21 protein-coding genes are annotated in these 23,282 nt (G+C 58.0%); 12 read left to right on the top strand and 9 right to left on the bottom strand.

The features are described 5' to 3' along the window. Positions 1-44: 44 nt before the first annotated feature. Positions 45-971: a cytochrome c gene (locus tag Poly24_RS11040; RefSeq protein WP_145094656.1), complete on the bottom strand. Its 927-nt coding sequence runs from the start codon at positions 969-971 to the stop codon at positions 45-47. Positions 972-1,360: 389 nt separating this feature from the next. On the opposite strand from Poly24_RS11040, the gene Poly24_RS11035 reads away from it, so the two are divergent. From Poly24_RS11035 to Poly24_RS11025, 3 genes are read left to right on the top strand one after another with little or no spacing between them, the layout of a single operon-like run. Beyond that, complete coding sequence (locus tag Poly24_RS11035; protein ID WP_145094653.1) at positions 1,361-2,230, top strand: hypothetical protein; 870 nt, start codon at positions 1,361-1,363, stop codon at positions 2,228-2,230. Between the two features lie 3 nt (positions 2,231-2,233). Further along, on the top strand, positions 2,234-4,255 hold the full coding sequence (locus Poly24_RS11030; protein ID WP_145094650.1) for an AAA family ATPase: 2,022 nt from the start codon (positions 2,234-2,236) through the stop codon (positions 4,253-4,255). 1 nt (position 4,256) lies between these two features. Next, positions 4,257-6,185 carry an FtsK/SpoIIIE domain-containing protein gene (locus tag Poly24_RS11025; protein ID WP_197452493.1) on the top strand — a complete coding sequence of 643 codons (1,929 nt, stop codon included), beginning with the start codon at positions 4,257-4,259 and terminating at the stop codon, positions 6,183-6,185. Between the two features lie 122 nt (positions 6,186-6,307). Here Poly24_RS11025 and Poly24_RS11020 read toward each other — a convergent pair whose 3' ends face one another. Beyond that, complete coding sequence (locus Poly24_RS11020) at positions 6,308-7,705, bottom strand: MATE family efflux transporter (protein ID WP_145094644.1); 1,398 nt, start codon at positions 7,703-7,705, stop codon at positions 6,308-6,310. Positions 7,706-7,901: 196 nt separating this feature from the next. Here Poly24_RS11020 and Poly24_RS11015 point away from each other — a divergent pair, with 196 nt between their 5' ends. From Poly24_RS11015 to Poly24_RS10990, 7 genes are all read left to right on the top strand, one after another. Next, a complete protein-coding gene (locus Poly24_RS11015) occupies positions 7,902-8,081 on the top strand; it encodes a hypothetical protein (RefSeq protein ID WP_145094641.1) in 180 nt (59 codons plus the stop codon). A gap of 110 nt (positions 8,082-8,191) precedes the next feature. Continuing rightward, positions 8,192-9,262, top strand: coding sequence for a glycosyltransferase family 4 protein (locus Poly24_RS11010; protein WP_145094638.1), 1,071 nt, complete (start codon positions 8,192-8,194; stop codon positions 9,260-9,262). Beyond that, positions 9,259-10,374 carry a glycosyl transferase family 28 protein gene (locus tag Poly24_RS11005; protein ID WP_145094635.1) on the top strand — a complete coding sequence of 372 codons (1,116 nt, stop codon included), beginning with the start codon at positions 9,259-9,261 and terminating at the stop codon, positions 10,372-10,374. Before Poly24_RS11010 ends, Poly24_RS11005 begins: the two co-directional genes overlap by 4 nt. Beyond that, entirely contained in the window at positions 10,365-11,309 is a 945-nt protein-coding gene (locus Poly24_RS11000) for a glycosyltransferase family 2 protein (RefSeq protein ID WP_145094632.1), read from the top strand. Before Poly24_RS11005 ends, Poly24_RS11000 begins: the two co-directional genes overlap by 10 nt. Positions 11,310-11,408: 99 nt before the next feature. Then, a complete protein-coding gene (locus Poly24_RS10995) occupies positions 11,409-12,005 on the top strand; it encodes a DUF421 domain-containing protein (protein ID WP_145094629.1) in 597 nt (198 codons plus the stop codon). Next, a complete protein-coding gene (locus tag Poly24_RS27010) occupies positions 12,002-12,172 on the top strand; it encodes a hypothetical protein (protein WP_197452492.1) in 171 nt (56 codons plus the stop codon). The genes Poly24_RS10995 and Poly24_RS27010 overlap by 4 nt, the downstream gene beginning before the upstream one ends. Before the next feature lie 294 nt (positions 12,173-12,466). Continuing rightward, the gene (locus tag Poly24_RS10990; RefSeq protein WP_145094626.1) at positions 12,467-12,859 is read left to right on the top strand and encodes a hypothetical protein; all 393 of its coding nucleotides are present in this window, start codon (positions 12,467-12,469) and stop codon (positions 12,857-12,859) included. A gap of 51 nt (positions 12,860-12,910) precedes the next feature. Here the strand turns inward: Poly24_RS10990 and Poly24_RS10985 are convergent, their stop codons facing one another. From Poly24_RS10985 to Poly24_RS10975, 4 genes are all read right to left on the bottom strand, one after another. Then, positions 12,911-14,362, bottom strand: a complete 1,452-nt coding sequence (locus Poly24_RS10985) for an FAD-dependent oxidoreductase (RefSeq protein ID WP_145094623.1) — start codon at positions 14,360-14,362, stop codon at positions 12,911-12,913. 165 nt (positions 14,363-14,527) lie between these two features. After that, complete coding sequence (locus Poly24_RS27005) at positions 14,528-14,674, bottom strand: hypothetical protein (RefSeq protein WP_197452491.1); 147 nt, start codon at positions 14,672-14,674, stop codon at positions 14,528-14,530. A 55-nt stretch (positions 14,675-14,729) separates the two neighbouring features. Continuing rightward, positions 14,730-15,722: a DUF1559 family PulG-like putative transporter gene (locus Poly24_RS10980; RefSeq protein WP_197452490.1), complete on the bottom strand. Its 993-nt coding sequence runs from the start codon at positions 15,720-15,722 to the stop codon at positions 14,730-14,732. A gap of 625 nt (positions 15,723-16,347) precedes the next feature. Then, a complete protein-coding gene (locus tag Poly24_RS10975) occupies positions 16,348-17,484 on the bottom strand; it encodes an SGNH/GDSL hydrolase family protein (protein WP_145094617.1) in 1,137 nt (378 codons plus the stop codon). Between the two features lie 289 nt (positions 17,485-17,773). On the opposite strand from Poly24_RS10975, the gene Poly24_RS10970 reads away from it, so the two are divergent. Continuing rightward, the gene (locus Poly24_RS10970; protein WP_197452489.1) at positions 17,774-18,901 is read left to right on the top strand and encodes a serine hydrolase domain-containing protein; all 1,128 of its coding nucleotides are present in this window, start codon (positions 17,774-17,776) and stop codon (positions 18,899-18,901) included. Between the two features lie 148 nt (positions 18,902-19,049). On the opposite strand, the gene Poly24_RS10965 is transcribed toward Poly24_RS10970, so the two are convergent. Together Poly24_RS10965 and Poly24_RS10960 are read right to left on the bottom strand one after the other, a co-directional pair. Beyond that, entirely contained in the window at positions 19,050-19,454 is a 405-nt protein-coding gene (locus Poly24_RS10965) for an HNH endonuclease (protein ID WP_145094611.1), read from the bottom strand. A 10-nt stretch (positions 19,455-19,464) separates the two neighbouring features. Then, entirely contained in the window at positions 19,465-19,725 is a 261-nt protein-coding gene (locus Poly24_RS10960; protein ID WP_145094608.1) for a hypothetical protein, read from the bottom strand. A gap of 589 nt (positions 19,726-20,314) precedes the next feature. On the opposite strand from Poly24_RS10960, the gene Poly24_RS10955 reads away from it, so the two are divergent. Beyond that, a complete protein-coding gene (locus Poly24_RS10955; protein WP_145094605.1) occupies positions 20,315-21,493 on the top strand; it encodes a CynX/NimT family MFS transporter in 1,179 nt (392 codons plus the stop codon). A 255-nt stretch (positions 21,494-21,748) separates the two neighbouring features. Here the strand turns inward: Poly24_RS10955 and Poly24_RS10950 are convergent, their stop codons facing one another. Beyond that, the gene (locus tag Poly24_RS10950; protein WP_145094602.1) at positions 21,749-23,053 is read right to left on the bottom strand and encodes a hypothetical protein; all 1,305 of its coding nucleotides are present in this window, start codon (positions 23,051-23,053) and stop codon (positions 21,749-21,751) included. Positions 23,054-23,282: the final 229 nt, after the last annotated feature.

Here is a 23,282-nt window from a genome sequence, read left to right as displayed (position 1 = left end):
GGATGGATGCGTTGGCGGTGCCCCGACGCGCTGCGACGTGGCGGTTAGCGGTATTGCTCGTGACAGGCATCACAAGATTGATTGATCATGCCAACCGCTTTCCGAGCCCCATCGGCATCTCCCTGCTTCGCGGCCTGGCCAGCCAAGATCGCCGCGTCGAGCATCTGTTTGGAGAGTTTGACATATTCCTCGTCGTCGGCCTCGTCCATCCCTTCTTGAATCAATACATTGCCGACCAACGCGACCATGTCGCTGAATTGTTTGACTTTATCCGGAGTCTCTTTGACCCCTGTGTCATCGTTTGTCAAATTGGGCAATTCTTCCTTCGAAAGCGTCTCCAAATATCCCATCAAAACCGAGCGATCGGCGATCATCGGCCAATCCGATTCCGCCTTCGCTGGCGGGCCCGAGAGGGAACCGCCCCCCAGCAGATCGTCCAGATCCTGTTTCCGCGTCTTGCACTCGTTGAACACCTGAATCGAGCCTGAATTGCAATTGCCCGCCGTCCGCGCTAACAGATTGCGCGCCGCCTCGGCTTGCTCTTTCCAACGAATATCCCCTTCGTACAGCGTCACCACGCCGAATAAGGTCGCCAGGATCGACAATTCCGTCCGGGCGTTCACATACCCGCCACTCTTAAAAGCGCCAGGTTGCGACACATCCGCGTCAAACTTCAGCTTCTGTCGCTTGATCTCATCCTCGATACTCTGAGCGCTTGCCAGCTTGCCCCAACCGCCTCCCGCATCCTCGCTCTCTTGTGGCTCGCCAGCAGCCGGACCGGCTGCCCGAGGCATGATCCCGCGCAACGCTTGAACACTCGGTCGCGACGCGGCGACCGATTCGGAGAGGTCCTCGAAAAAGACGCCACGAAACGAATCGGCACCAAACCGAGGCGGCGCGGCGCGGCGTTCCTTGGCAAACACGGGGGCCACGATCAGCCCCAGCAAGCAAACTATTTTTAAAGCTTTCATGAAATCGCTGATCCCAACGCGACAGGCCGCTCGGAGGGCCTTTCGAAAACGAATGTATCGTACGCCAACGCAAGACGCCTACCTATTATGAAGCGAACTTCAAAGCCAAACAACATCCGCCGTCCGAGGAACTGGGTCGATTGTTGCAGTTAAGTCGGAGGATCGCCAATCCGCGGCCACAAAAGCCGCGCATCTCCTCCAAACCGTCCTCGCCGACGCGGACGAGCGCGCTCGTCTCAGCGGCGGATGGCGACGCCGCGACTGACAGCGACCGCCGACCGACGTCTGCAAAGTTGCGAAACCTAGGGAGCTTTTCATGACGAGTTCCACCCCCCATCCACCTGTGGTACGATCCTCATATCTACCTGTCCCGATTGGAGTTCATTTTGATGCTCGAGTCCGCGGTTCTTTCCAACGGCAGCGCCACAAACGTGGAGATGCCGAATCAAGAGTTGATTCAAGCGTTGGCATCGGCCGATGCCCCGGTGACGGTGGCCGAGCTGTGCCGAGCGTTTTCTGCGCAGGATCAACGAGATCCTCAAGCCATCCAACAACAACTGGATCGACTGGTCCAGCAACAGGCCATCCATCGCTTTGCTCCCTATCGCGGGAAAGCAGATCGATTTTGGGATCGATCGCTCGATCATTACGCGACGCGCGTGATCACTTCCGAAGCGGAAAAGCAGATCGGCACGAAGAGCGATCTCAGCAGCCGATGCCGGGCGCGACTGAAAGATATGAACGTCAAGCAGCTGGGCGACTTTATCAACCAATTGGCCACGGTGGGCCAATTGCATGTTGGACGCTTCCTGGGAAGCCAAGCCTTGCGATATTCCGCTCGCCCGATCGGACCTCAAGCGATGCTCGAGAACGCGATCGCACAAATTGCCAAACGCTGCTCGATCAGCCCCGACGCGGTGCGAGCGTCGATCTTGCCGCCCGAGCCATCCGCGCCACGTTCGACGTCGCCGACCGAAACCGACCTGTCCGATGCAGCCCTTGTGATGGAAACGATCGCTCAAATGTCCACCAGTCCGTCGCCGGCGGGAGTGATCGTATCGATCGCCGAATTGCGTCGAGCGATGGAGTTCAAATTGGCAGGCCCTTCGTTCGACGCGGCGATCCGACAACTGGAAGACGAAGCGCAAATCGATCTGACAACGCACCCCGATCCAGGGGCGTTAAGCGCTGCGGAGCGCGAGGCCCGCATGCTTCGTGGCGATGGAAAAGTTTATGACATGCTTGTCGTCAGGAGGTAACGAATGGCTGCCGCAAAATTGAAAATCGATCCGTCGATGCCCAATCCGTTTCTTGGAAGCATCGTTCCCGATGCTTGGCGTGGGGCATCGGCCGATGTGCCGGAGATTCATGCCGACGTCTTTTCCAAATGTCTCGACGCCGTGCGGATCGTGCGCAACGAACAGCGAAGCGCGTCGGTCCTGATTCATGGCGAACAGGGCAGCGGAAAGACCCATCTGCTGGCCCGCTTGCACGAACACCTCACCGATACGAAGAAAAAGTATCCCGACGTCGAAGATGACTGGCAGATCTTCGTCTATTTGAGGATGCGAACCGCTTCGGGGCGGATCTGGCGTAAGATCCGTTCCGAATTGGTGACCGATCTGATGCGCCCGATGCCCGACGGGCTCACGCAACTAGACCATGTGCTCGCGAAACAACTGGCCAAACCGCTTGATGGCAGCGCGGACCTCGCACTGTGGTGGAATCACTTTCGCCAAGCGCGGATCGAAGAACTTGTCGATCACTGGTACGAACTCGCGGGTCAGATCAGTCTTCGCGACGACTTTGCTCATGTGATCGAATGGTTTATTCGGCAACAACATCGACGTCATGTCCGCGCGTACCTCGGCGGCGGGCTGGTCAACGAAGCGGGTTTCCGGGCATTGTTTGGCAACGTCGATCCAAGTCATTACGCTCCCGACAACGAAGACGATGCGTTTGAAGCGGTGAAATCGCTTTGCCAGATCGCCGGCTCCGAGATTCCGATCGTCTTCTGTTTCGATCAAATCGAAGCGATCGAGGTCGAGGATCCAACGCGTCGGCCCGTCTGGTACCTCGCCCGCGCGATCGCTGACCTCACCGATGAAACCACCGTGGCGGTGATCTCGTGCGTGTTGGCCAACTTCGCCGACAACGAGGTGCGTGGGCAAGACCGTCCGCGGATGACCACTGCCGGCCAGACGGCGCTGCAGAAACTGGATGCGTCCCAGATGCGGCAGATCATCCGTTCCCGAGTTGCCGCTCTGTCGGTGACAGCCAAGGCCGCCGGAAACGATCCGCAATGGCCGTTCGGTGACGAGGAAGCCTTGTTCGCACAGCGTTTAACGCCGCGTGAACTGCTGCACCAAGCAGCGATTCGCTTCGATGAACTGGCCTCCAAAAAGCCAAGCCCCCCAGCGCCGGTTGGCCCCGAAGCCGCCTTGGCCGAAGTCTTCGACCAACGGATCGAGCAAGCGCTCCGCACCCAGACGCCCGAAGCGACCAACGAATTGATCGCGGCAACGCTTCCCAATCTCCTCCGGATCGTTGATGCGGGGTGGACCGCCGAGTATCCGACGGGGCCACACAATGCGCAGAACGATATCGAAATGGTACTGGTCGGCCCCGAAGAGGAAGCACGGGTCGGCGTGGCGCTCTGCAATCAGCCGAACATGACGAGCTTGGCGGCCCAATTGCGGCGTTTGATTCAAAATCGCGAGGCGTTTGGATTGCACAAACTGGTGCTGATTCGCGACGGACGATTGCCGATCTCCCCGGGTGCCCAAACCACCCGTGATCGTTTGGATCAATTGACCAAAGAGGAAGGCGTGCTGCTGCGTCCGACGCGTGAGATTATGGCGGTGCTCGATGCCGTCCGTTCTTTGATCGCCGACGCAACCTGTGGAGATCTCACGGTCGCAGGGGATGCGGTGGGAGCGTCGACGGTCCGGCAGTGGTTGTCCAATCACCTCGATTCTGTCGTCCGTGAATGGATCGATGAATTCCGCACTCCGCAGCGTCCCGGCTGGATCGACGACGATCCGACGCCCGACGACAACGATATCGACGCGGTCCTCGAATGCCTTGCATCCGCCCCGATCACATCGGTCGATGCCATCGCAGCCTCCACCGGCATCGACCAGGAACGCGTGAAAGAACTCGCCGGCCTCGCAGCAGACCGGATTGGAGTGATTCACGGAGACGCGGCGGTCGTCTTTCGAGTGGATGACCCCGTGGCATCGGATAACGAAATCGATTCACCCCAACACAGCGATAACTCTTGAGATGAATCAAAGATTACAGCCCCCATCGTTTTCGCGGGAAGCCGCCGGAAGTGGCGTCGAGATTTCGGTCAGCGACGTACGCCAGCAGATCTATCTCGCCGACCCTTCCAGTGGTACCGGCAGTCCATCCTGTTGTGAATTAGGATCGGCATTCCATCGCTTGATCGCGTCTCTGCTGAACAGCAGCCTATCCGAATTATCGACGATCTTCAGCGGGGCGTCAGTCGACGACTGGTCCGCGGAGCTGCGCGACTTCGGATATCGGCGGGAACTGGGACCGTTTCTGGTTGGGAATGCCGCCGCCCTGCATGGACGTGGCGACGCGGTGATGAACCTTTGGGCCGCGGTCAACGAAGCGACCCACTGGTTGGCCGAACTGTTTTGGGATCACCGCCAACGCCAGCTTCGCGACGGCAAACGTTTCAATCCCTGCGAGCTTGCAAATTGGTTTCAGGCCGAGGTGCCACTGCGTTTGGAATTGACCGACGCAGCCTGGACGCAGCCCGTGATCCTGAAGGGCGTCGCCGATTCGGTCCTGAGCTTGCCGGGAGGACGTCGCTGCGTGATCGAATACAAGCTCGGCAAGACGGCTCCCCAAGCGGATCTCTGTCAGACGACACTCTATCATCAAATGTTGAATGACGCCGGCAACAGCTCGCTCGCTGTGATCGGATTCCTGCCCAAGCGATCGGAACGTTTGATCGAAGGCGATCAGATCGGCGACTTGCAGCAACAACTGAAAACGTTGATTGGCAAGCTGGCGGGAGTCGACCGTCCGCGCGTCGCGCCGCTGCCGCAACGCAAACCAGCGCCAACCGCCACACCAGTCGTCTCCACGTCGAATCCAACCACGGAAGCCGACGTGCAATCGATCGCCAAACGGCTGAAGGCGGCGTTGAACGAGGCCGATTGCGAATCGAACTTTGTCGGCGAACCGATCATCGGACCGACCTTTATCCGATTCACCGTCAATCCAGCACGCGGCGTGTCGCCAAAGAAATACCTGTCGATCGGCGACCTGTTGCAGATTCGTCTGCAAAGCAATCGACCACCCGTGATACAAACGGGGGCCGCGATCACCATCGACGTTCAACGTCCCGACCGGCAGTTTGTCGCATGGGACGATATCGATCTTCCCGCGTCCGATCCGCTGCATGGTTGTGCCAAGGTACTCGTCGGGGTCGGCCTGGATGGGAAAGTGAGGACCGCCGACTTGGCGGATACCACCTGTTCGCATCTGTTGGTCGCTGGCGTCTCGGGCAGCGGCAAGAGCGAATGGTTGCGGACCGCCGTCGCTGGGTTGATCGCAACGAACACGCCCGAGCAATTACAGCTTGTCGCCATCGATCCCAAGCGCGTGGCGTTCCATGATCTGCAAGGTTCCCCCTACCTCCGCTGCCCCGTCGTTTTCCCGGGCGACGCGGACGCCGACATCATCGCGGTGTTGGATGAATTGATCGAAGAGATGGAGGAACGTTACGCGTCCTTGGACGGGTGCGCGTCGCTCGCCGAATGGATCAATCGTCACGGGAAACCGGTTCCGCGCATCGTCTGTGTTTGCGACGAATACGCCGACATCATGCTCGCATCGACGAAGCAGCAGAAGACGATCGAAAGCCGTATCACGCGACTGGGCTCCAAAGGACGCGCCTGCGGGATCCATCTGATCCTGGCGACACAGCAGCCGAGCCGCAGGACGATCACCGGACCGATCCAATCGAATCTTCCCGGCCGCGTCGGACTGACCATGACGTCGGCAACCGAGAGTCGGATGCTGTTTGAGCAACGTGGCGCCGAAGACCTGCTAATGAAAGGGGATCTGATGTTCAAAGACATTGGTGCCCCGCAGCGCTACCAAGCGGTCTACCTCTCCGACGACCAACGCCGCGCGATCTATTTGTCCTCGACGCGAAACGTCCCCACGCCCTAGAGGTCACGAGGAACACAACCGGCTCGTCTGCTTGGCGAGTAAGGGACGCTGCGTCAGCGGATGTTGGATTGCACGCATTGGATCGCACACGCCCAATGCCGGTACCCGAACGGCCGCGTCTGTCAGCTGCCGGATCCCGCGATTCGTTGTGATTTCCGTGCCGCACGGGCAATGCCCAAACTGATGATCGCAGTCTGGCAGGCAGCCCAGAGGATCAAGACAGTCCACCAATACGTCACCGCTGACGCATCGTCGGGAGCGAAGATCCATCCCACCACGACGCTGATGGAACCCGGCAGGGCGGTGGCGAACAAGACGATAAACGTTTTGCCGATGCCTTTGATCGCTGCTCCCAAAACCAAACTGCTAATGTCGACGATGCCGTAGACGGCGGCGTACGCTAACAACTGTGCGGCGAGCGGCTGAAGACTCTGCCGCTGCTCCGCTGGCAGACCGCCCAACGGAATCTGCAGCAACGCGTCGGGGAAGGTCCACAACGCGGCGGCCAATCCGAAAGCGACCGCGGCGCCGACGTTCGCACTGCGGCGGATGACCTGCAGCGCCGGTGCGAACCCTGCCGACGCATACGCTTGCCCAGTCAAGACGGTGACGGCGGTGGCCAGTCCGATCGCAGGGATCGACAGCAATTGATACAAGCTGAGCGCTGCCGACGTCGCTGCGAGTCCTTGAACCGATGCCGCTCCAATCACCAACAGGATGAAGCTGAACAAACTGGAGCGGACCAGTTGCTGGATCCCCAGCGCCGAACCCGGAACGATGATCTCGCGAATCAGTTTTAGGTTGGGCCGCCAAGCCTGCGGCCGATGACGACCAAACGATTGCAGACGCAACAACAGCACTGCAAAGATCGCAACCTTGCACCACATCGCCACCGCCGTCGCGAGCGCCGCTCCGAAAACGCCCATCGCTGGCAGACCGACACCTCCGAAGATAAACCAATAATCGAGCAGGACGTTCAAGACAGCCGACGCGATGTTGGCTCGTAAGATCGGTCGGGTCACTCGGCGACCGACAAAAAACGCCGTCAGCCCAGCTTCCAACATCGACGCGGGGGCGACCAGCAGCAGCGTGCGGAAGTAGCGGGACTCTTGCCGAGCGAGATCGTCGGGATGTCCGAAGGCTGCGAAGATCGCGGGGGCTCCCCATCCGATCAACGCCAACAGCGGAATGAACAGCAGCGTCAACCACAGACATTGCCAAACGAGCGCCCAGACACGGCCGATCATCGCACCGCGGCGTCGTTTGTTCCCCATCGCCATCGCGACCAACGGAGTTAAGAAGCCCATCGCCGTGACGGGGATACAAACGACCGCCCAATAAAGATTCCCCGCCGCGACCGATGCCGCCGCCGATGTCGGCCCGTACCACATCAAGAGCGTCCGGTCGGTGAACAGGGTGATCGAGAAACAGCCAACGGTTGCAGCCAACGGCAATGCAACGGCCAACAACGCGCGATATCCATACGGATCGGGGCGAGTTTTGGGAGGGTTCGACGGCATCCAATGGTTTCGTTCGGGAAATCGTTTGCTTTGGTTCACTTTATGCAGCTTGCAATCGGACTGGCGGTTCGCCACCGCGGCGATGCGGCAGACGTTTCTGCCTCGATCGCGTGCGCCTTAGCCGTCCACCGGTTGCATGTTCCTCAACCGACATGCGATCCGTGTGCCATCACTACGAACGATTGGAAACCAACCGATGTCCGCTGTCACAACACCCACCCGACCTTCGTCCCTTTCCATTCTGATCCGTTCGGTGCGTCGCATTGGGCTGCGATTTATCGGCACGATCGACCACGTCGAACGGCAAATGCGACGTTCGGGAGTCGCAGTCGCACGCTCCGCGGGGCAGCCGATCGTGCCGATTGCAAAACGCTAGATCGTAACCAATGGCACGCTTGTTGCTTTACCGAATCGCTCGATGGGACGCGATACACCACGAAGGAACGTTTTTATTTACGCACACAAGGGCAACAGGAGTCGGTGGCGATGAAAATCGGAATCATTGGGCATTTGAAGTTCCCCATGGCAAAGCCTTTCGCAGGGGGGCTGGAAGCGTTCACCCATAGCTTTGTCGACGCATTGGTTGCACGCGGTCACGATGTGACGTTGTTTGCCGCGGGCGATTCGGACCCGCGGTTGCCTGTGGAACCTATTCTCCCGCACGCGACGATTCCTGAATCGCTGCGACGGTTGGGACGCGTCCACGACGGCTGGGTCGACGCCACCGAAGACGAAGCCTATGCATCGCTGATGGCTCGGCTGGCCGCTGCCGATTTCGACCTGATTCACAACCATTCGCTCAACCCGATTCCGCTGCGGTTCGCCAGCACGCTCCCCACACAAATGATCACCACGCTGCACGCCCCCGTGCTTCCACGCGTCGAAGAGGAATTGGCGGCGCGACAATGGCAACAGTGTGGACGTTTCGTCAACATCTCCCACGCCAACGCGATGGCTTGGGGACGATTGGTTAGCGACCAAACGGTCATCTACAATGGCATCGACACCGATTTTTGGAAGGGGCGTGTAACTGCCGCCCAGCCACGAGCCGTGTGGTTTGGAAGAATCCTTCCCGAAAAGGGAACGCATCTGGCAATCGCTGCGGCCCGTCGCGCAGGGCTGCCGATCGACGTCGTCGGTCCCGTTTCCGATCAAGCCTACTTCGATGACTTGGTCGCTCCCAACGTAGGAAGCGACTGCTGCTATTTGGGACACAAAACGCACGAACAGCTTTGCGAGATCATTAGCAGCGCAGCGGTGGCGGTCATCACTCCCTGTTGGGATGAACCCTTCGGACTCGTCGTTGCCGAAGCGCTCGCGTGCGGAACTCCCGTGGCCGCGTTCGCTCGCGGCGCGCTCCCCGAGATCCTCGCTCCATCGGTGGGCCGTTTGGCCTATCCAGGCGACGTCGAAGATCTGGCACTCGCGATTTCCGAAGCGGTCGCGTTGAACGGCGAGGTCTGTCGCCGTGTCGCTCAGGAACGTTACAGCATGGATCGCATGATGGACGATTACGAAGCATTGTACCGACGCGTTCAGTTGGGTGTGGCGGCATGAGGGGTCCAACGATCGGTTTCTACGTCCACTATCACGGGCTGGGACATAAGCATCGAACCGAAGCGATTCTGCAGCACTTGCAGATCCCAGCTACGGTTGTCACCAGCCGGATCGATACGCTCGATTGGAATGGTCCAACGTTGCAGCAGGTGGTTGGCATCGCGTGCGATATCGACGATGTCAGCCCGCGTGGAATCCCTTACGCACGCGACGTCCAGTCGCTGCACTACGCGCCGCTGTGGTGCGAAACGATCACGCGCCGCGTGGCGCAGTACACCGCCTGGCTCGACGCGGCGTGCCCCGATGTGATGGTAGTCGATGTCTCCGCCGAGATTTCGATGCTAACCCGATTGGCATCGATACCGCAGGTTGTGATGCGACAGCACGGCGACCGAAACGATCCTGCGCACCAAGATGCCTATCGCGCGGCACACTCGATGTTGGCCCCCTTCCCCAAGTCGATGGAGGATGACCAGACTCCCGACTGGGTTCGCACCAAGACGATTTATTTGGACGGATTTTGTCGGCAACAATCTGCACCAAAGGACGATCGCGAGACCGTGGCGGGCGATGGTCCTGCCGTCCCAACGATCGTTGTCATGTTTGGCCGCGGCGGCAATGCGGACGTCCACGTCCGCTTAGCGGCAGCCGCCCGGCGTGTTCCCGAATATCGATGGCAAGTGATCGGCATCGCGGCTCCCGAATCGACCGCACCGCCCGACAACCTCCAATACGTCGGTTGGGTCGACGATCCGATGCCTTACGTCACCGGGGCCGAAATCGTCGTCACCGCGGCGGGGCACAATAGTGTGATGGAGTTGGGACACGCTCGGCAGCGTCTGATCGCCATCGCACAACAGCGTCCGTTCGACGAACAGATCTGCAAAGCGGCGATCCTGGACCGGGAAGGCTTAGCCATCGGGCTGTCGCAGTGGCCCGACACCGACCAATGGCCCGATCTGCTCCAACGGGCCGAGCGTCTCGCCCCGCGCCGATGGGACGCCATCTTCGCTGGCGACGGAGCGGCTCAAGCGGCGGCCCACCTGCATCGGGTCGCCACCTGGTCTCGACGTCAACGTGAATCCAACCGACGGGCAGTCCCATGCAGTTAAGCGTCTTAACGATCGTGCGCGGTCGCGAAAAACATCTCTATAACCAATGGCTTGGCTTGATGCGTTCCTCGCTGTCGCCAGCCCAGTGGATCATCGTAGGGATGGATCAGGACGTCGCGTTGCCTCCGGAGGTGCTCAGCCATCGCAGGCCGGTTCAGCCGGCGACGGCCCGTCACCACGAAGCCGCTGCCGCCACGGCGACGCAAACACTCGAGACGAGGATCGACGTGCGAACCGCTCGCGTCGATGGGGATGGCGACCAGCTGCCTCTCGCCGAGGCGAGGAACCGGGCTGCGGAGATGTGCCAGACCGATGGGATGATCTTTCTGGATGTCGATTGCATTCCGGCCCCTACGATGCTCGAGACGTTTCGTCAGGCGTTGCGGGACGATCCGCGATTGTGGATGGGGAACGTGCGGTATCTGCCAGAAGGAGCGGCGAGCGACGGGTGGCAAATGGACGACTTGGATCGCTTGGCCGTCGACCATCCATTGCAACCACGCCTGCAGCCGGGAGAACGACAAAAGTCGCGGCGTTACGAGTTATTTTGGTCCCTCTGTTTCGCCGCCACCCGACCGACGTTTGATCGGATCGGCGGGTTCGATCGATCGTTTGATGGTTATGGAGGCGAAGACACCGATTTTGCGTTTGCCGCCCGTCAACAAAAGGTCCCGTTTGGTTTTGTCGCTGCGACCGCGTACCACCAACACCATCCAGTCTGCAAACCGCCGCTGAATCACTTCCACGCGATCGTTCGCAATGCGAAGCGATTCCAGCAGAAATGGGGCGTCTGGCCGATGGAATCGTGGCTGCACGGGTTCGCTCAACGCGGACTGGTCGAGTTTCAGCCCGCCGACGATCTACTGACGATCGTTCGCGAACCGAGTCCCGAAGAGGTTCGGCAGGCGCGGACCACAACCGCTGCAGGGTTCTAATGTCGTCGCACGCTGCCGATACCTCTGCGCCACGTTTCCGTCGACGGGAATCCGTCACAACGACGCCATTTCGCTACCCAATACAGGAGACGAAGAACCGTGTTTGAAAAATGGATCCATGCGTCGCCGAATCAACTGGGAATGATTCTGCTTTCGACCGTTTGCGTCTATGCCGCGATCTTGGTCTACACACGCGTCAGTGGGCTACGCAGTTTCTCCAAAATGTCCGCCGCTGATTTTGCCATGACGATTGCGATTGGATCGCTGTTTGGTGCGACGATCTCCACCCCCTCGCCAACGCTGTTGATGGGAGGCTTTGCGCTGCTGTGCGTCTTCGTCGGCCAAACCGTCGTCGCCTGGTTGCGTCGCAAGTCACCCGCGATTAGCAAACTTGTCGATAACCAACCGCTGCTGCTGATGGCCGGCAGCGAGATCTTGCGAGGGAACTTGCGTCGAGCGAATCTAACCGAAGCCGATTTGCGCGGCAAACTCCGCCAATCGAATGTCTATCGATACGACGATGTGTTGGCCGTTGTTTTTGAAACCACCGGCGACGTCTCGGTCTTGCAACGCGACGACCGCAACGCGCCGCCAGATCAAGAGATTTTTGAAGGTGTTATCGACAGCGATCGCCTGAACCTGCAACGTTGTCAGTCCCAAACAAGCGGTCGATTCACAGAACCGTGTCCGCGATGATCCACACAACACGAAGCCGCGGTAGCGGCGGCCTGGGTAATGCGTCCGCGACGATCACCACGCACGAAGCCGTGGACGCGGCGGCTGCGTATTGCCTGTGGCGTGAGCCAAAGGTCCGCGATGGCGATGCTTTAGCGCGAGCCCCGGAAGGGGCGACAGATCCGTAGTTGCTGCCGCCACGACCGGGGCTTTGCATTGATTGCCGATTGCGCACCTGCGGCTCGCGCCACAGGCTTTATGCGATCGCCGCATCCGCGGCTTTGAAAACCGACCTACCGGCGACTTACGCCGCCGGCAGGTCCTGTGTCGGCCTACGGCCTCGACGAGCAGAGTTGAGGCGGGACCATTCGATTCTCCCTCTGTGGTGCGAAGCTATCCAACTTTAGCGAGTTTCCACAAGGAAAAGATGTCGTGTCGGCTGAATCGTTCGTTAACAATAGATCGTGGAGGCGATATTTATCATGTTTGAAGCAATCCGGCTGATCCCAGCACTGCAGGCAATCTTCCGATCGGGGATCGAGTTTACCGAAGAGAGTTTTGCCGAACTCAACGCCGCTCAACAGGAAGCTTATGAGCGCAAGGTCGCCGTGCCCGATGAGCCGATCTTTCGAGTCCTACCGTATGAACCAACGGTTATCGAGCGCCAAGGCAATGAGAAAGTCACTCTCGAACTCACCATCGCCACACAATCCGAACGGCAATTATTGCTCGATGCCGTCCAATTCATCCACTGCGCCACCAACGAAATGCCAGAGGAATCGACGTCCTTCGAACAACGGCTCGCAAACCTTCGACAAAGGCTCCCTCCGATCGTGATCGGCGAACCCGACATCGATCGTTTCGAGGGTGGCTGAGTCAGCCCCGTGCACAAAAATGCGATCGATGAAGAGCGTAATCGCTTGCGATCAGCTCGGCCGTGGGCTGCCCGATTTCCACTGCAATTCGTGAGGCATCACGCCTTGGCGGATCGATTCGGCAGCGGCTTGCCCAGCCGCTTCGCCCATCGGAACCGCGTTGCCGGTGACGCGGTAGCTGGAATGGGCGAAGAAGTCGCCGCTGATACAACGCCCGGCCATCAGCAGCCCATCGACATCCGCCGCGACCAACGATGGATACGGGATATCGTACCGCTTCACGCCACGCGCTCGCAGCTTTTCGATATCCTCGGGATTCCCCGCCAGCTCCAACGAATGGACGTCGATCGGGAACTTCGCGTTGCAGACCGATTGAGGATGTTTCAGTCCCGTCGCGATATCTTCGCTGGTAATCGTGTACCGACCTTTAACGCGTCGCCCCTCGCGAACGCCAATCTGTTCGGCTGTCGCAACGACTGCCAAATCTTTCCAGACGCCGCCGAGTTTCCGCAGCCCGCGGACGATCTCGTGCACTTCGCGTCGCCCCTCGATCGTCGCCTTGGTGATCGCTGCGGCGTCAAAGGCGGAGACGCCGTATTCGTGATTCGTCATGATCGAATAGATTCCGCTGTGCAGATGCCTCAGCGTCGGAGCCCGATAGGACGGATCGATCCCCGCATCGCGCATGAACTTCAGAAACCGCGGCTTCGCCGACGCCCCCGTCTCGCGAATGAACTCCTGCACATCTTCCGGTTCTGGACCGGTGATCAACGCCATCATCGACATCGGTTGGCAGACGCAATCGGCACCAAACCCGAGATCGAACTGGCAGCCGGCTTGGGCAGCCAGATCGCCATCGCCGGTGCAATCGATGAAGCGATCGGCGGTCCAAACCTGACGTCCCGACTTCGATTCAGTGATCACAGCAACCAATTGATTCTTGTCGTTAACGACCGCACCAACGACCATCGTGTGCAGGCAGATCTCGATGCCCGCGTCGACACACATCTCCTCCAGGACGACCTTGGCCAGTTCGGGATCGTAGACGGTCCCGCCGGAATCTTTGGCGACGTCGCTACCCTGGGCCGCAAGCGCCCCCAGAATCTCTTTCATAATCCCCGACTTGCCACCAGCATCGAGGATCTTCGTCAGCATGCCCGCAGTCCAAACGCCGCCAAGGCAACCGGCCAGCTCCAACAGCTGCGTCTTCGCTCCGCTGCGAGCTGACGCCAAAGCCGCCGCGATTCCCGCGGGCCCACCGCCACAGACCAGCACCTGCCTGTGTCCGGCGACCGGAATCCGCCGGCTGTTTTCTTCAAACGCCGCCGCATCGACCAGCTTGCCGCTGGTTCGGACGACTTGGCCGCGGCTGATGTCGGGAAAGCTTCCCGTATCTTGCAGAACCTCTCCGTTGGCCCGCTGATGAATCAACAAACCTGCCGGTCCCAACATGGCGCCAGCGGTTGCGGTCTTCAAAAACTGTCGGCGCTGTCGAGAGGTCATGATGGGCTCGATGGTTGAGGAAAAGGAAACACGGGTAAGAACGGATTGGAGGTTCTCCGGCGAGACGAGCGCGGCAGTGCCGGCTTACCACATTCCCGTCCCGCCAACGAAGACGGCCTCCATCGTAGCAGGCCGGTTGGTCGATTTCACCCAATCAAACGACGCCTAAGGATTTTCGCTGGTGCTTCCAGCCCCTTCGGCAACGGGTGCCTCGGCCGCAGGATCGATCGGTGTTTCTTCGACTCCCAATTCCCCCGAACACCCCGCAGCGGACAACAGAACGGCCAAAAACAGACAACCTAAGTAACGCATGATTCCAATACCTTTCAACCTAAAAAAGAAGGACAAGCTTGACATCGCAAGACGACTACGGGCGGGCGACTGGCTGGCCATCCGCACGTGCAAGCAGACGTTCCCAAACGGTATCGATCACACGGCGCGTCGTATCGGTAACGCTACCGGTGGGATCCGCTTGAACTCCCCGCGAGTCGAAATGAGCATCGATCGTATTGGCCAGGAAAGTAACGCTACCGTCGGCCAACACCCACTGGGCACCACCGGGATGAAAGCTCGAGAAGCCTTGCTTGGTGCGGTTCGTACTGCCATTAAGGAAATCCAATCCATCCATGTTCTGACGATAGACACCGATGCCATAAATGTAGCCGCGATGCCAGTCGTCCCAGCGAACAATGCCAAATGCGTGGGCAGCTCCCGACGTCTCGACTTGACCATTTTTGTCGCGTGTCTGCCATTTGCGTTCACCCACCATCAACGTATTGCTAAGGCCGTCCAACACGTCGCGAAATTTGACAACTCCTTCGCCGTAGAAGCATCCACCCCGTTGTTGGCTATCGGAGCAGGCTTGATCAAGCCAATAATCGCTTGTGTGAACGCCGATGTAGTTGGACGTCGCGGTTCGTTGGCTTGCCATCGGACACTCATTGTTGGTTTCCGGCGCAATATCCGAGGGACAACGATATGCCGAGATAGGATTCGCCATCGCAGCGCGGGTGGTCGCGTTGTCGGCACACGAACGGATATTCCAATTGCCAAAGTGAATCGCGTCGAGAACCGCTTGCTGTTCGATGAACGGCAAAATCTGGGCGTTCCAGCCCCAGCGGTAATCGGGGTCGGCGTTGGCCATGGTGCCACCCACGTTGACATGTCCTGGAGGCATGCTTTGATAGGTGTCATGGTAATTGTGAATCGCCAATCCGATCTGTTTCAGGTTGTTGCTGCACTGCATCCGTCGCGCTGCTTCGCGCGCCGATTGAACCGCTGGCAACAACAGCCCGACCAAAATTCCAATAATTGCGATAACGACCAATAATTCAACGAGCGTAAATCCTTTGCGGACCATAGTGACCATATTCCTAAAAACGAAGGGACTATCCGGCAATGAATGTTGCCGGAAATAAAAACAAACGAGCGAGCGCGAAACCACGGCCTGGCCATGGGCGAATGGCAAAATTGAAGCCATGGAAGCTCGCGATTCGAAGCCCATTCGCAACACCAAACATTAAGATTGCGTTTAGAATTCGCCTCGAACGCCCTTACACGGGGCTAATGTTGCTTCGGGTGCCAAAGAACGTCAACACCGCCCCCCTGCATTGGTGGATCGCCATCCGGTACCCATGCTTGAAGCCCGACCACGCTCCATGGACGTCCGCAGCGTTACCTTGCTTCGAACGCTTGCAACTTCAAAGTCCGGATGGTCACGGTCAGAGGCCGGCCAATGTGGGGCCCGAATCGGAGCTGGACTTGGTCGCGATTGGATAGCCGAAGCGCCGGGGAAATCTCTCCATTGGAATGGAGTCGCCAGTGCAACCGCGTCCGCGAACGAATCAAACCGATGCCCGAAGCTGCCACCCCATATTGGTTTTGGCGACGCGCCGGTCCGGAAAACTTCCCCGCGCCGACGCCGCGCAATGTAGCCGCGCGACGACGGAAAATCAGATCGTAGGCATCGCGAGCATTTCTCGTTATTACTCGCCCGACCTCGCGGCCGCTGCGGCCAACTCATGCTGCAGCCAGGCGTAGATCGAACCGCCGATCTGCTGGTATCCCGACTTGTTAGGGTGCACACCGTTGTTGGCGGGATAGCCGTCGACGGGATCGAGATTCAATTGCGTGGGGACGATCTGGATCTGCGGGTCCGATTTGTCGGCGATGTACTTCATCTGCCGCTGAACCAGTTGATGTTGAATCTGTTTCCAACCCCAACGCGAATAGCGATCCTTGTAGTTCGCTTCAAACGCTTCCTGCCGCGCGTTGGGAGGCGTGGTCAGACAGATGCCGATCGTCGCGTCGGGCGCCGCCGAGCGGATGGCGGCGATCAATTGGTCGGCGTATCCAAACACGGTATCGATCTTGGCATCGATCCCCGCGACGTCCCCCGCGGGTGCAGTGAACAGATCATTGATCCCCAGTTTGATCACGACGTAGTCGGGCAACTGGCCATCGCACTGCTCTTTGAAGTAGCGAGGCATGTCGAGAACCGGCTTCGATTCGTCGTTCAAAAAGACAAAGGGGCTGCTTCGTTTACGGTACGTGCCGTCGGGATTCGGTTCGTATTTGTTGACAAAGTTCCACCAGGTCCATCCGCCGTAACCTTCGTGCGCGACATCCGCTGCGGCCGATGCGGGCTTATGGGTTCCCAGCATCCTCCAAGGTTGCTTCGCCTCTTCCGTCATCAGCCTCGCGATCTCGTTGGGGTAGGCCGACGCGTGCGTCAGGCTGTCACCGATGATCAAAATTCGAATCGGTTCAGGGCTGGGCGATGCAGCTCCCGCCGTCACACGCAATACGCTCGACGCGGAGTCCAACAATGTGCCATCGGCTGCATAGAGGTCGACACGTAGCGGGTAGACGCCGACATCCCCAGCGGTTGGCGTCCAAGTCCAATGGTGTTGTTCGGATTGGCCAAAGTCGCAGACGACGTCGAAGCGGAATTTGTCGGGAGTCTGCGTGAGCACGATGTTGTCGAAGTAGATATTCGTTGGGACCCCCGGAACGGCATAGATTTCCGGTGGCAGGGTCAGCTGAAGATCGGTTTCAGTCTGTTGCCCCCAGGCGGGAACGACCAGGCAAAACATTAGGAGCGTGCAAACATTTCGGATCATGAGAGGAGTCTCGTCGGCGGGAGGGAGAGGCGAGGGATAACGAATGTTGGAAGGTAGGGAAATCATATCTCGTTGAATCCGCCGACGCGAATTGACGGCTGAGAATTCTTGGCTGCGACTCTGGTTTTACATCTGCTCAACCATTCGCCCGGCGATTGTTCGCGTGACCGTGGCGAACCCAATGTTCCGAAGCGATCGAGAATCGGGCGTTGCCCGCTTGCATTGGCGATCGTCAGCGACGAACTTGGAACGCCCCGTCTTTTCCCTTTGCACAAAAAAGGTCCCGCCGATGAAGATGCTCGTCCAGTGCAGTTTGCTGATCCTATTCTCGCTCGTATCCGTCGTCGCCGTCCGCGCTGCCGATTCCGACGACTCCCGTTTCGATGCGATCGAACCGATTGTTCGACGCGGTATCGAAGCGGGCCAGCTGCCCGGCGCGGTGGTTGCCGTCGCCGATTCGACAAAGATCTTGTACCTGCGTGCGTTTGGCGATCGTCAAATCGATCCGACTCGCGAAGCCTTGACGACCGACACGATCTTCGATCTCGCTTCGCTGACCAAGCCGGTCGCGACGGCGACGTCGGTGATGCTTTTGGTGCAACGGGGCGAAGTCGATCTCGATCAACCTGTCGCCAAATACCTTCCCGAATTTGCGGACGCGGGCAAAGAAGCGATCACGGTTCGCGATCTGATGTTACACGTCGGAGGCATGATCCCCGACAATTCGATCCGCGATTATCAACAGGGGATCGATGTGGCGTGGGAACGCTTGTTTGCATTGAAGCCGAGGTCCGAGCGCGGTGAGAAGTTCGCCTACAGCGACGTCGGCTTCCTGATCTTGGGCAAGCTGGTCGAACGGGTCAGCGGCACAACGTTGGATCAATTTACGCAGGAAGAGATCTTTCAGCCGATGGGAATGGAAACGACATCCTATAACCCCGATCCCGCTTTGCGCGACCGGATCGCGGCAACCGAACCGCGCGATGGAGCGCTGTTGCGTGGAAAGGTTCACGACCCGCGAGCGGCCTTGTTGGACGGAGTCGCCGGTCACGCGGGACTCTTTTCGACGGCGGAGGATTTGGTCCGCTACGGCCAGATGATCCTGAGCGTCGATGACGAGACGACATCAGCTCCACGCGTATTGGATCAAAAAACAATCGCCGCGATGATCCAACCGCATCGCGTGCCGCGCGGCACGCGGACTCCGGGCTGGGATCACCAAAGCCCCTACTCGTCGAATCGCGGAACCACCTTCTCCGACTCCGCCGTCGGGCACGGCGGATTCACGGGAACGGTCCTCTGGATCGACCCCGAAAAAGATCGCGTGTTTGTCTTTTTAAGCAGCCGGCTGTATCCCGACGGCAAGGGATCAGTCAATCGTTTGGCTGGCGAAATAGCCACGATCATCGGCCGCTGAGATTCAAAGCTCGAGCGCGACGTCGCAGTTCGGGCGGCGTCGAATTGACATTAGGTTAGAAGCTAAGTCGCCAGACACCGCTGCGCGTTGGAACTGTTAGTGCGTGTCCCCAAGTTGCCACATTTAGCAAGCATTGCAGCATTTGTGATCAGAGTTCCTTGGTAGCCAGCTTTTCGATGGCGGCTCGCAGTTCGACACGTCGCTCTGCGTTAAAATCCAGAACGTAAGTGGTGGTTCGACCAATAGCCGTTAATCCTTCGATGATACCGCTTGACCGCTGGACAAAGTGTTCAATCCAAGTATCGGAACGAGGATTAAACAACCGAGTCAAAGCACCACTTTCCGGATCGATACCAGCTAAGTTTGGTCCTTTGTGTCGGTTGCATCGCGAGCACGCGATTGCCAAATTCGAGGCGATTGTTTCGCCTCGGTGCTGATGGGCAATTACGTGTTCGATTTGAAACCGCTCACTGAAGTATCGCTGTGAGATAAGGCAGTATTCGCAAAAACCTTGCGAACGATCAACGACGTACTCGCGAAGGTTAGCATCCATTCCTTGCTGCTCAACCGGTTTTGTTAGACTTTGCGAGTGTCTTGACTTTCAATAATGCTACGACATCCATCGCCTCAATGTAGGTGTCGTATTCTCGTTGCTCTTGATCCGTTAGCTCACCCTCGTTCGCTTTGGCACCTAGTTCATCCAATCGCTGCTGGAAATTTGGATCTGTTGAAAGCTCCGAGAATTGAAGAGCCAGCTCGGGCGTAAGCGTATCGGTAAAGTGAACTAGAAATCTGTGCAGGCTAGCTGAGTCAAGAATCGTCATTTTCGCTCACCTATGTGATCGCAGCCAATTGCCCTTTGCGATGGCAAATGCAAAGAACATTTAATTATATGATCAGTCGGCAACGACAGCAACGCGATAACGTGACATCTGGCACACTACCTGATGCTCGATTGGGCGAGCTCGAAAGCGTTGCCAGGGGGCGATCGAAGGTCTCTTTGACGCCCGCTTCTATAATTCGCTTGGCCTTCGCGATACATGCAGCGGGTGGCGTCGAGCAGTCGCAGACCAGTGGAGTGAGGATTTGCATTCCCTGGCTCCCATCTGTAAAGGTGTCGCCGCTCACCCGAGTTTGATGCCTGTCCCTAAGTTAAACCTTGAATTCACAGCTTTGGGAGGGCGTCGGCGAGCCCTTTGCATGCTGGCCGTGGATCGTGTTTCTTGAGGGGGCGCTCGACGGGTTCGTGGGGCCGACGGTAGACTGCAACGCTGGCATTCAGCAGCATCCGGCCTGCGTCCTCAGATTCCATAGGGAAGGTTCAGTATCGAAAGTCCGAATTCAACGGAGGTCGTCCAGCGGCAGGATTGCGTCGACCACGTCCCACAGCGCGAACCTGAGCCCGTGCCTTCGATGGTGGTTCCTTCGCAACCGATGAATCTGTTGTTGCTCGCCGGCATCCTGCTTGTCGCTGTCAATCTCCGGCCTGCGTTGGCGAGCGTTGGTCCTTTGGTGGAAGAGATCCGGCAATCGACTGGGCTATCCAGTTCGCAATTGGGATTGCTGACGACGCTGCCGTTGATCGCGTTTGGTGTCATATCGACCCTGACCCCGCTGTTCACGCGGCGTTTGGGGATCGGCGGTACGTTGCTCGGAGCGTTGGCGTTGCTGGCCTTCGGGATCGCGATCCGATACGTCGCGTGGCTCCCTGCCCTGTATTTTGGGACGCTCTGTCTGGGGATTGCGATCGCGTTTGGGAACGTGCTGCTGCCGAGCATCACGAAACGCAACTTTGCCGCGAATTCCGGGTTTGTCACAAGTCTCTATTCGAGCGGGATGGCCTTGGGCGCGTCGATGGCAGCGGGATTGAGTATCCCGTTGGCCAACGGATTGGGGCTCGGTTGGCGCGGGGCGCTGGGGATCTGGGCGATTCCGGCCGCGATCGCTTTTGTGGCGTGGTTGCCGCAGGTGCGTCGGTTGACGAGATCGGAGCCAAATCGAAGCTTTGCAAAAGCGATGAAAGATTTGGGCGGGTCGCGATTGGCCTGGCAGGTCGCCTTTTTTATGGGCCTCCAATCGCTCACCTACTATGCGGTCTTGGCGTGGTTGCCAGCGATCTTGATCAGCCGAGGGTATGACGCATCGTTTTCGGGCTGGATGCTCTCGCTGTCGCAAGGGATGGGGATCGTCGGTTCGTTGATCATTCCTACCCTCGCGGGGCGCAAGCCGGACCAGCGTGGCATCATTTGGCTTTTAGCCTCGGTAGAAGCAGTGGGCCTTGTTGGCTTGCTGGCCAATCCGGCGGGCTGGATCGCGCTCTGGGTTTCGTTGATCGGTCTTGTGTTGGGCGGATCGTTTGGGTTGGCCCTGCTGTTTATCGTGCTGCGAACCCGGCACCCAGAGACGGCAACCGAGTTGTCGGGGATGGCCCAGTCGATCGGCTATTTGATCGCCGGGACAGGTCCCTTGCTGTTCGGCAGCCTCTTCGATTTGACGGGAGCCTGGACCTGCTCGATTCTGTATCTGATGGCGGTTGCGGTCCTGAAGCTGGCGATGGGCTTGGGAGCTGCCGCCGCGCGAACTGTCGATTAGCGGACTCGAACATGAGCGGAATGTCGACATCCATTCACAGGCGCCCGACGGTAAAGGTGTCGACCTTCACTCGAACTTGATACCTGTCCCTAGGTTGCCCGTTTACGATGCGGCGACTTCTTCATCTATCACAACGGCTGCCTTCCTACTGCGTTCCCGATGATTCCGCAGCGTGGAGCCGAGTCAGGGAAAGCCTATCAGTTGCCAACCGCGACTCCAACGTGATTAGAAAAGTGCCCCCAACACATAAGCGTCCTACGGTACAGACAATCCCCGCCATCCAGCGGACATCCGATTGTTCTTCTCTTGCTGGCTAGCAACCTGACTTGCAACCGAGCTCATTGCACTTTCAAACCTTCTTTGATTTTTAACGCGCATATCGACCGCGCGCTTTGCTCGTAGACGCTTGATCTGTACCTCTTCCGCATTTGCCCGCGACTCGCGTTCATCCCGCGACAAGAATTCTGCGATCGCATTTTCAATCGTATTGCGTTGAAACTCAAAGACTTGTTGGGCTACACACTCGTCGGAAAAAAACGAAACTTTAAAGAAGAGCGCGGTTCCAACGAGCTCACCACAGGGTAGCAACGGTATTTCGAAGGAATCGTTTTTACTAATATCTCCCAAGTAATAGACATGTCGCTTTGTCGCCTTGGAATAGGCCTGCAAGAACTTAGCACGTTTCTGTAATGGGGATGCAAACCCCAACGCGGTTTTCCAGGCATCCAACTGAGCATTGGAAGAAGGCCGGATATCATTCATCATTTCGGTGAACTCGCGCGAATCAAAATCTCCCGAAACCAATTCGTCCGTGCAGTGCACATCGACGATTGCACAAACATTGTGTAGGGGATGGTTACATCGAAACGCTCTAAATTCCGTAAAGTCACCATTCTGATGCGTTTTGGCCGGGGGACGCGAGACGGTAAAAAGTTCTTTAATTTTTCCGAACGGCTTATTCACTTCTCCAAACGTCAATCCTTTAGCTAAGCTGCGGGACACTAAATGTGATTCGACTTGTTCCACCATCTCGATCTGCTTGAGTAACGCGTCGCTTTGCGCATCGATCAATTTATCGAGCCGGTAAAAGCACTTTTGCTGCGCTGATACTATCTCCACAGAATACGAAAGAATGTTGATGCCTAAATTGCGATAATCGACTTCATCGTAGGCGAGTACATCGAGCAGCGCCTCAGCAGTTGTTAAAGTGACTGCTTCGATTTGCGTACGATTCAAAGCTTGGATCGACGACTCATAATCGCGGCTACGTTCATAGACCTCTTTATTCGACTCGTCTCTCGAGATGACGTTGCGCAGAAGCACCCTTCCTTGCGATGTCTTGATATCCGGGAGTACGGTTTGGGCGCGTAAGTCGTAAATGACGGGTTTGCGCGTGGAGCGATTTCGAAAACCTTCCGAGGAGGACTTCAAAATGGGAACAAGTTCGCGATCGGGAACTATTGTTTTATCCAGTTCAGCCGCAACGGCTTGTGTCGCCAGACAAATCGACAAGATTGTCGCCATCGATGGACGATTGGTGATCCATTGGGGAAGTACCATGGTCATTCCTCGCAAAGTTGACTGTTGCTGCGGGGGGATTTCCCAAATACGCGACGTTGTAGCGAAAGGAAGCTAAACCAACGACCTGAGCTCGGTAAAAGGGTGGCTGCAATATTGGGATGCCCAACGTTCAAACATTCAAGACAGCTCATCTGCCCCCCCTCCTAATATCTTCATTTTGCGAATACACGGACCACAGCCGGCGTGGAGATATCGGGATCGATGATGC

The organism is Rosistilla carotiformis (assembly GCF_007753095.1).
Lineage (GTDB): Bacteria > Planctomycetota > Planctomycetia > Pirellulales > Pirellulaceae > Rosistilla > Rosistilla carotiformis.
The sequence above is the reverse complement of the archived record's forward strand: the minus strand, read 5'-3'. Positions and strand labels throughout refer to the sequence as shown.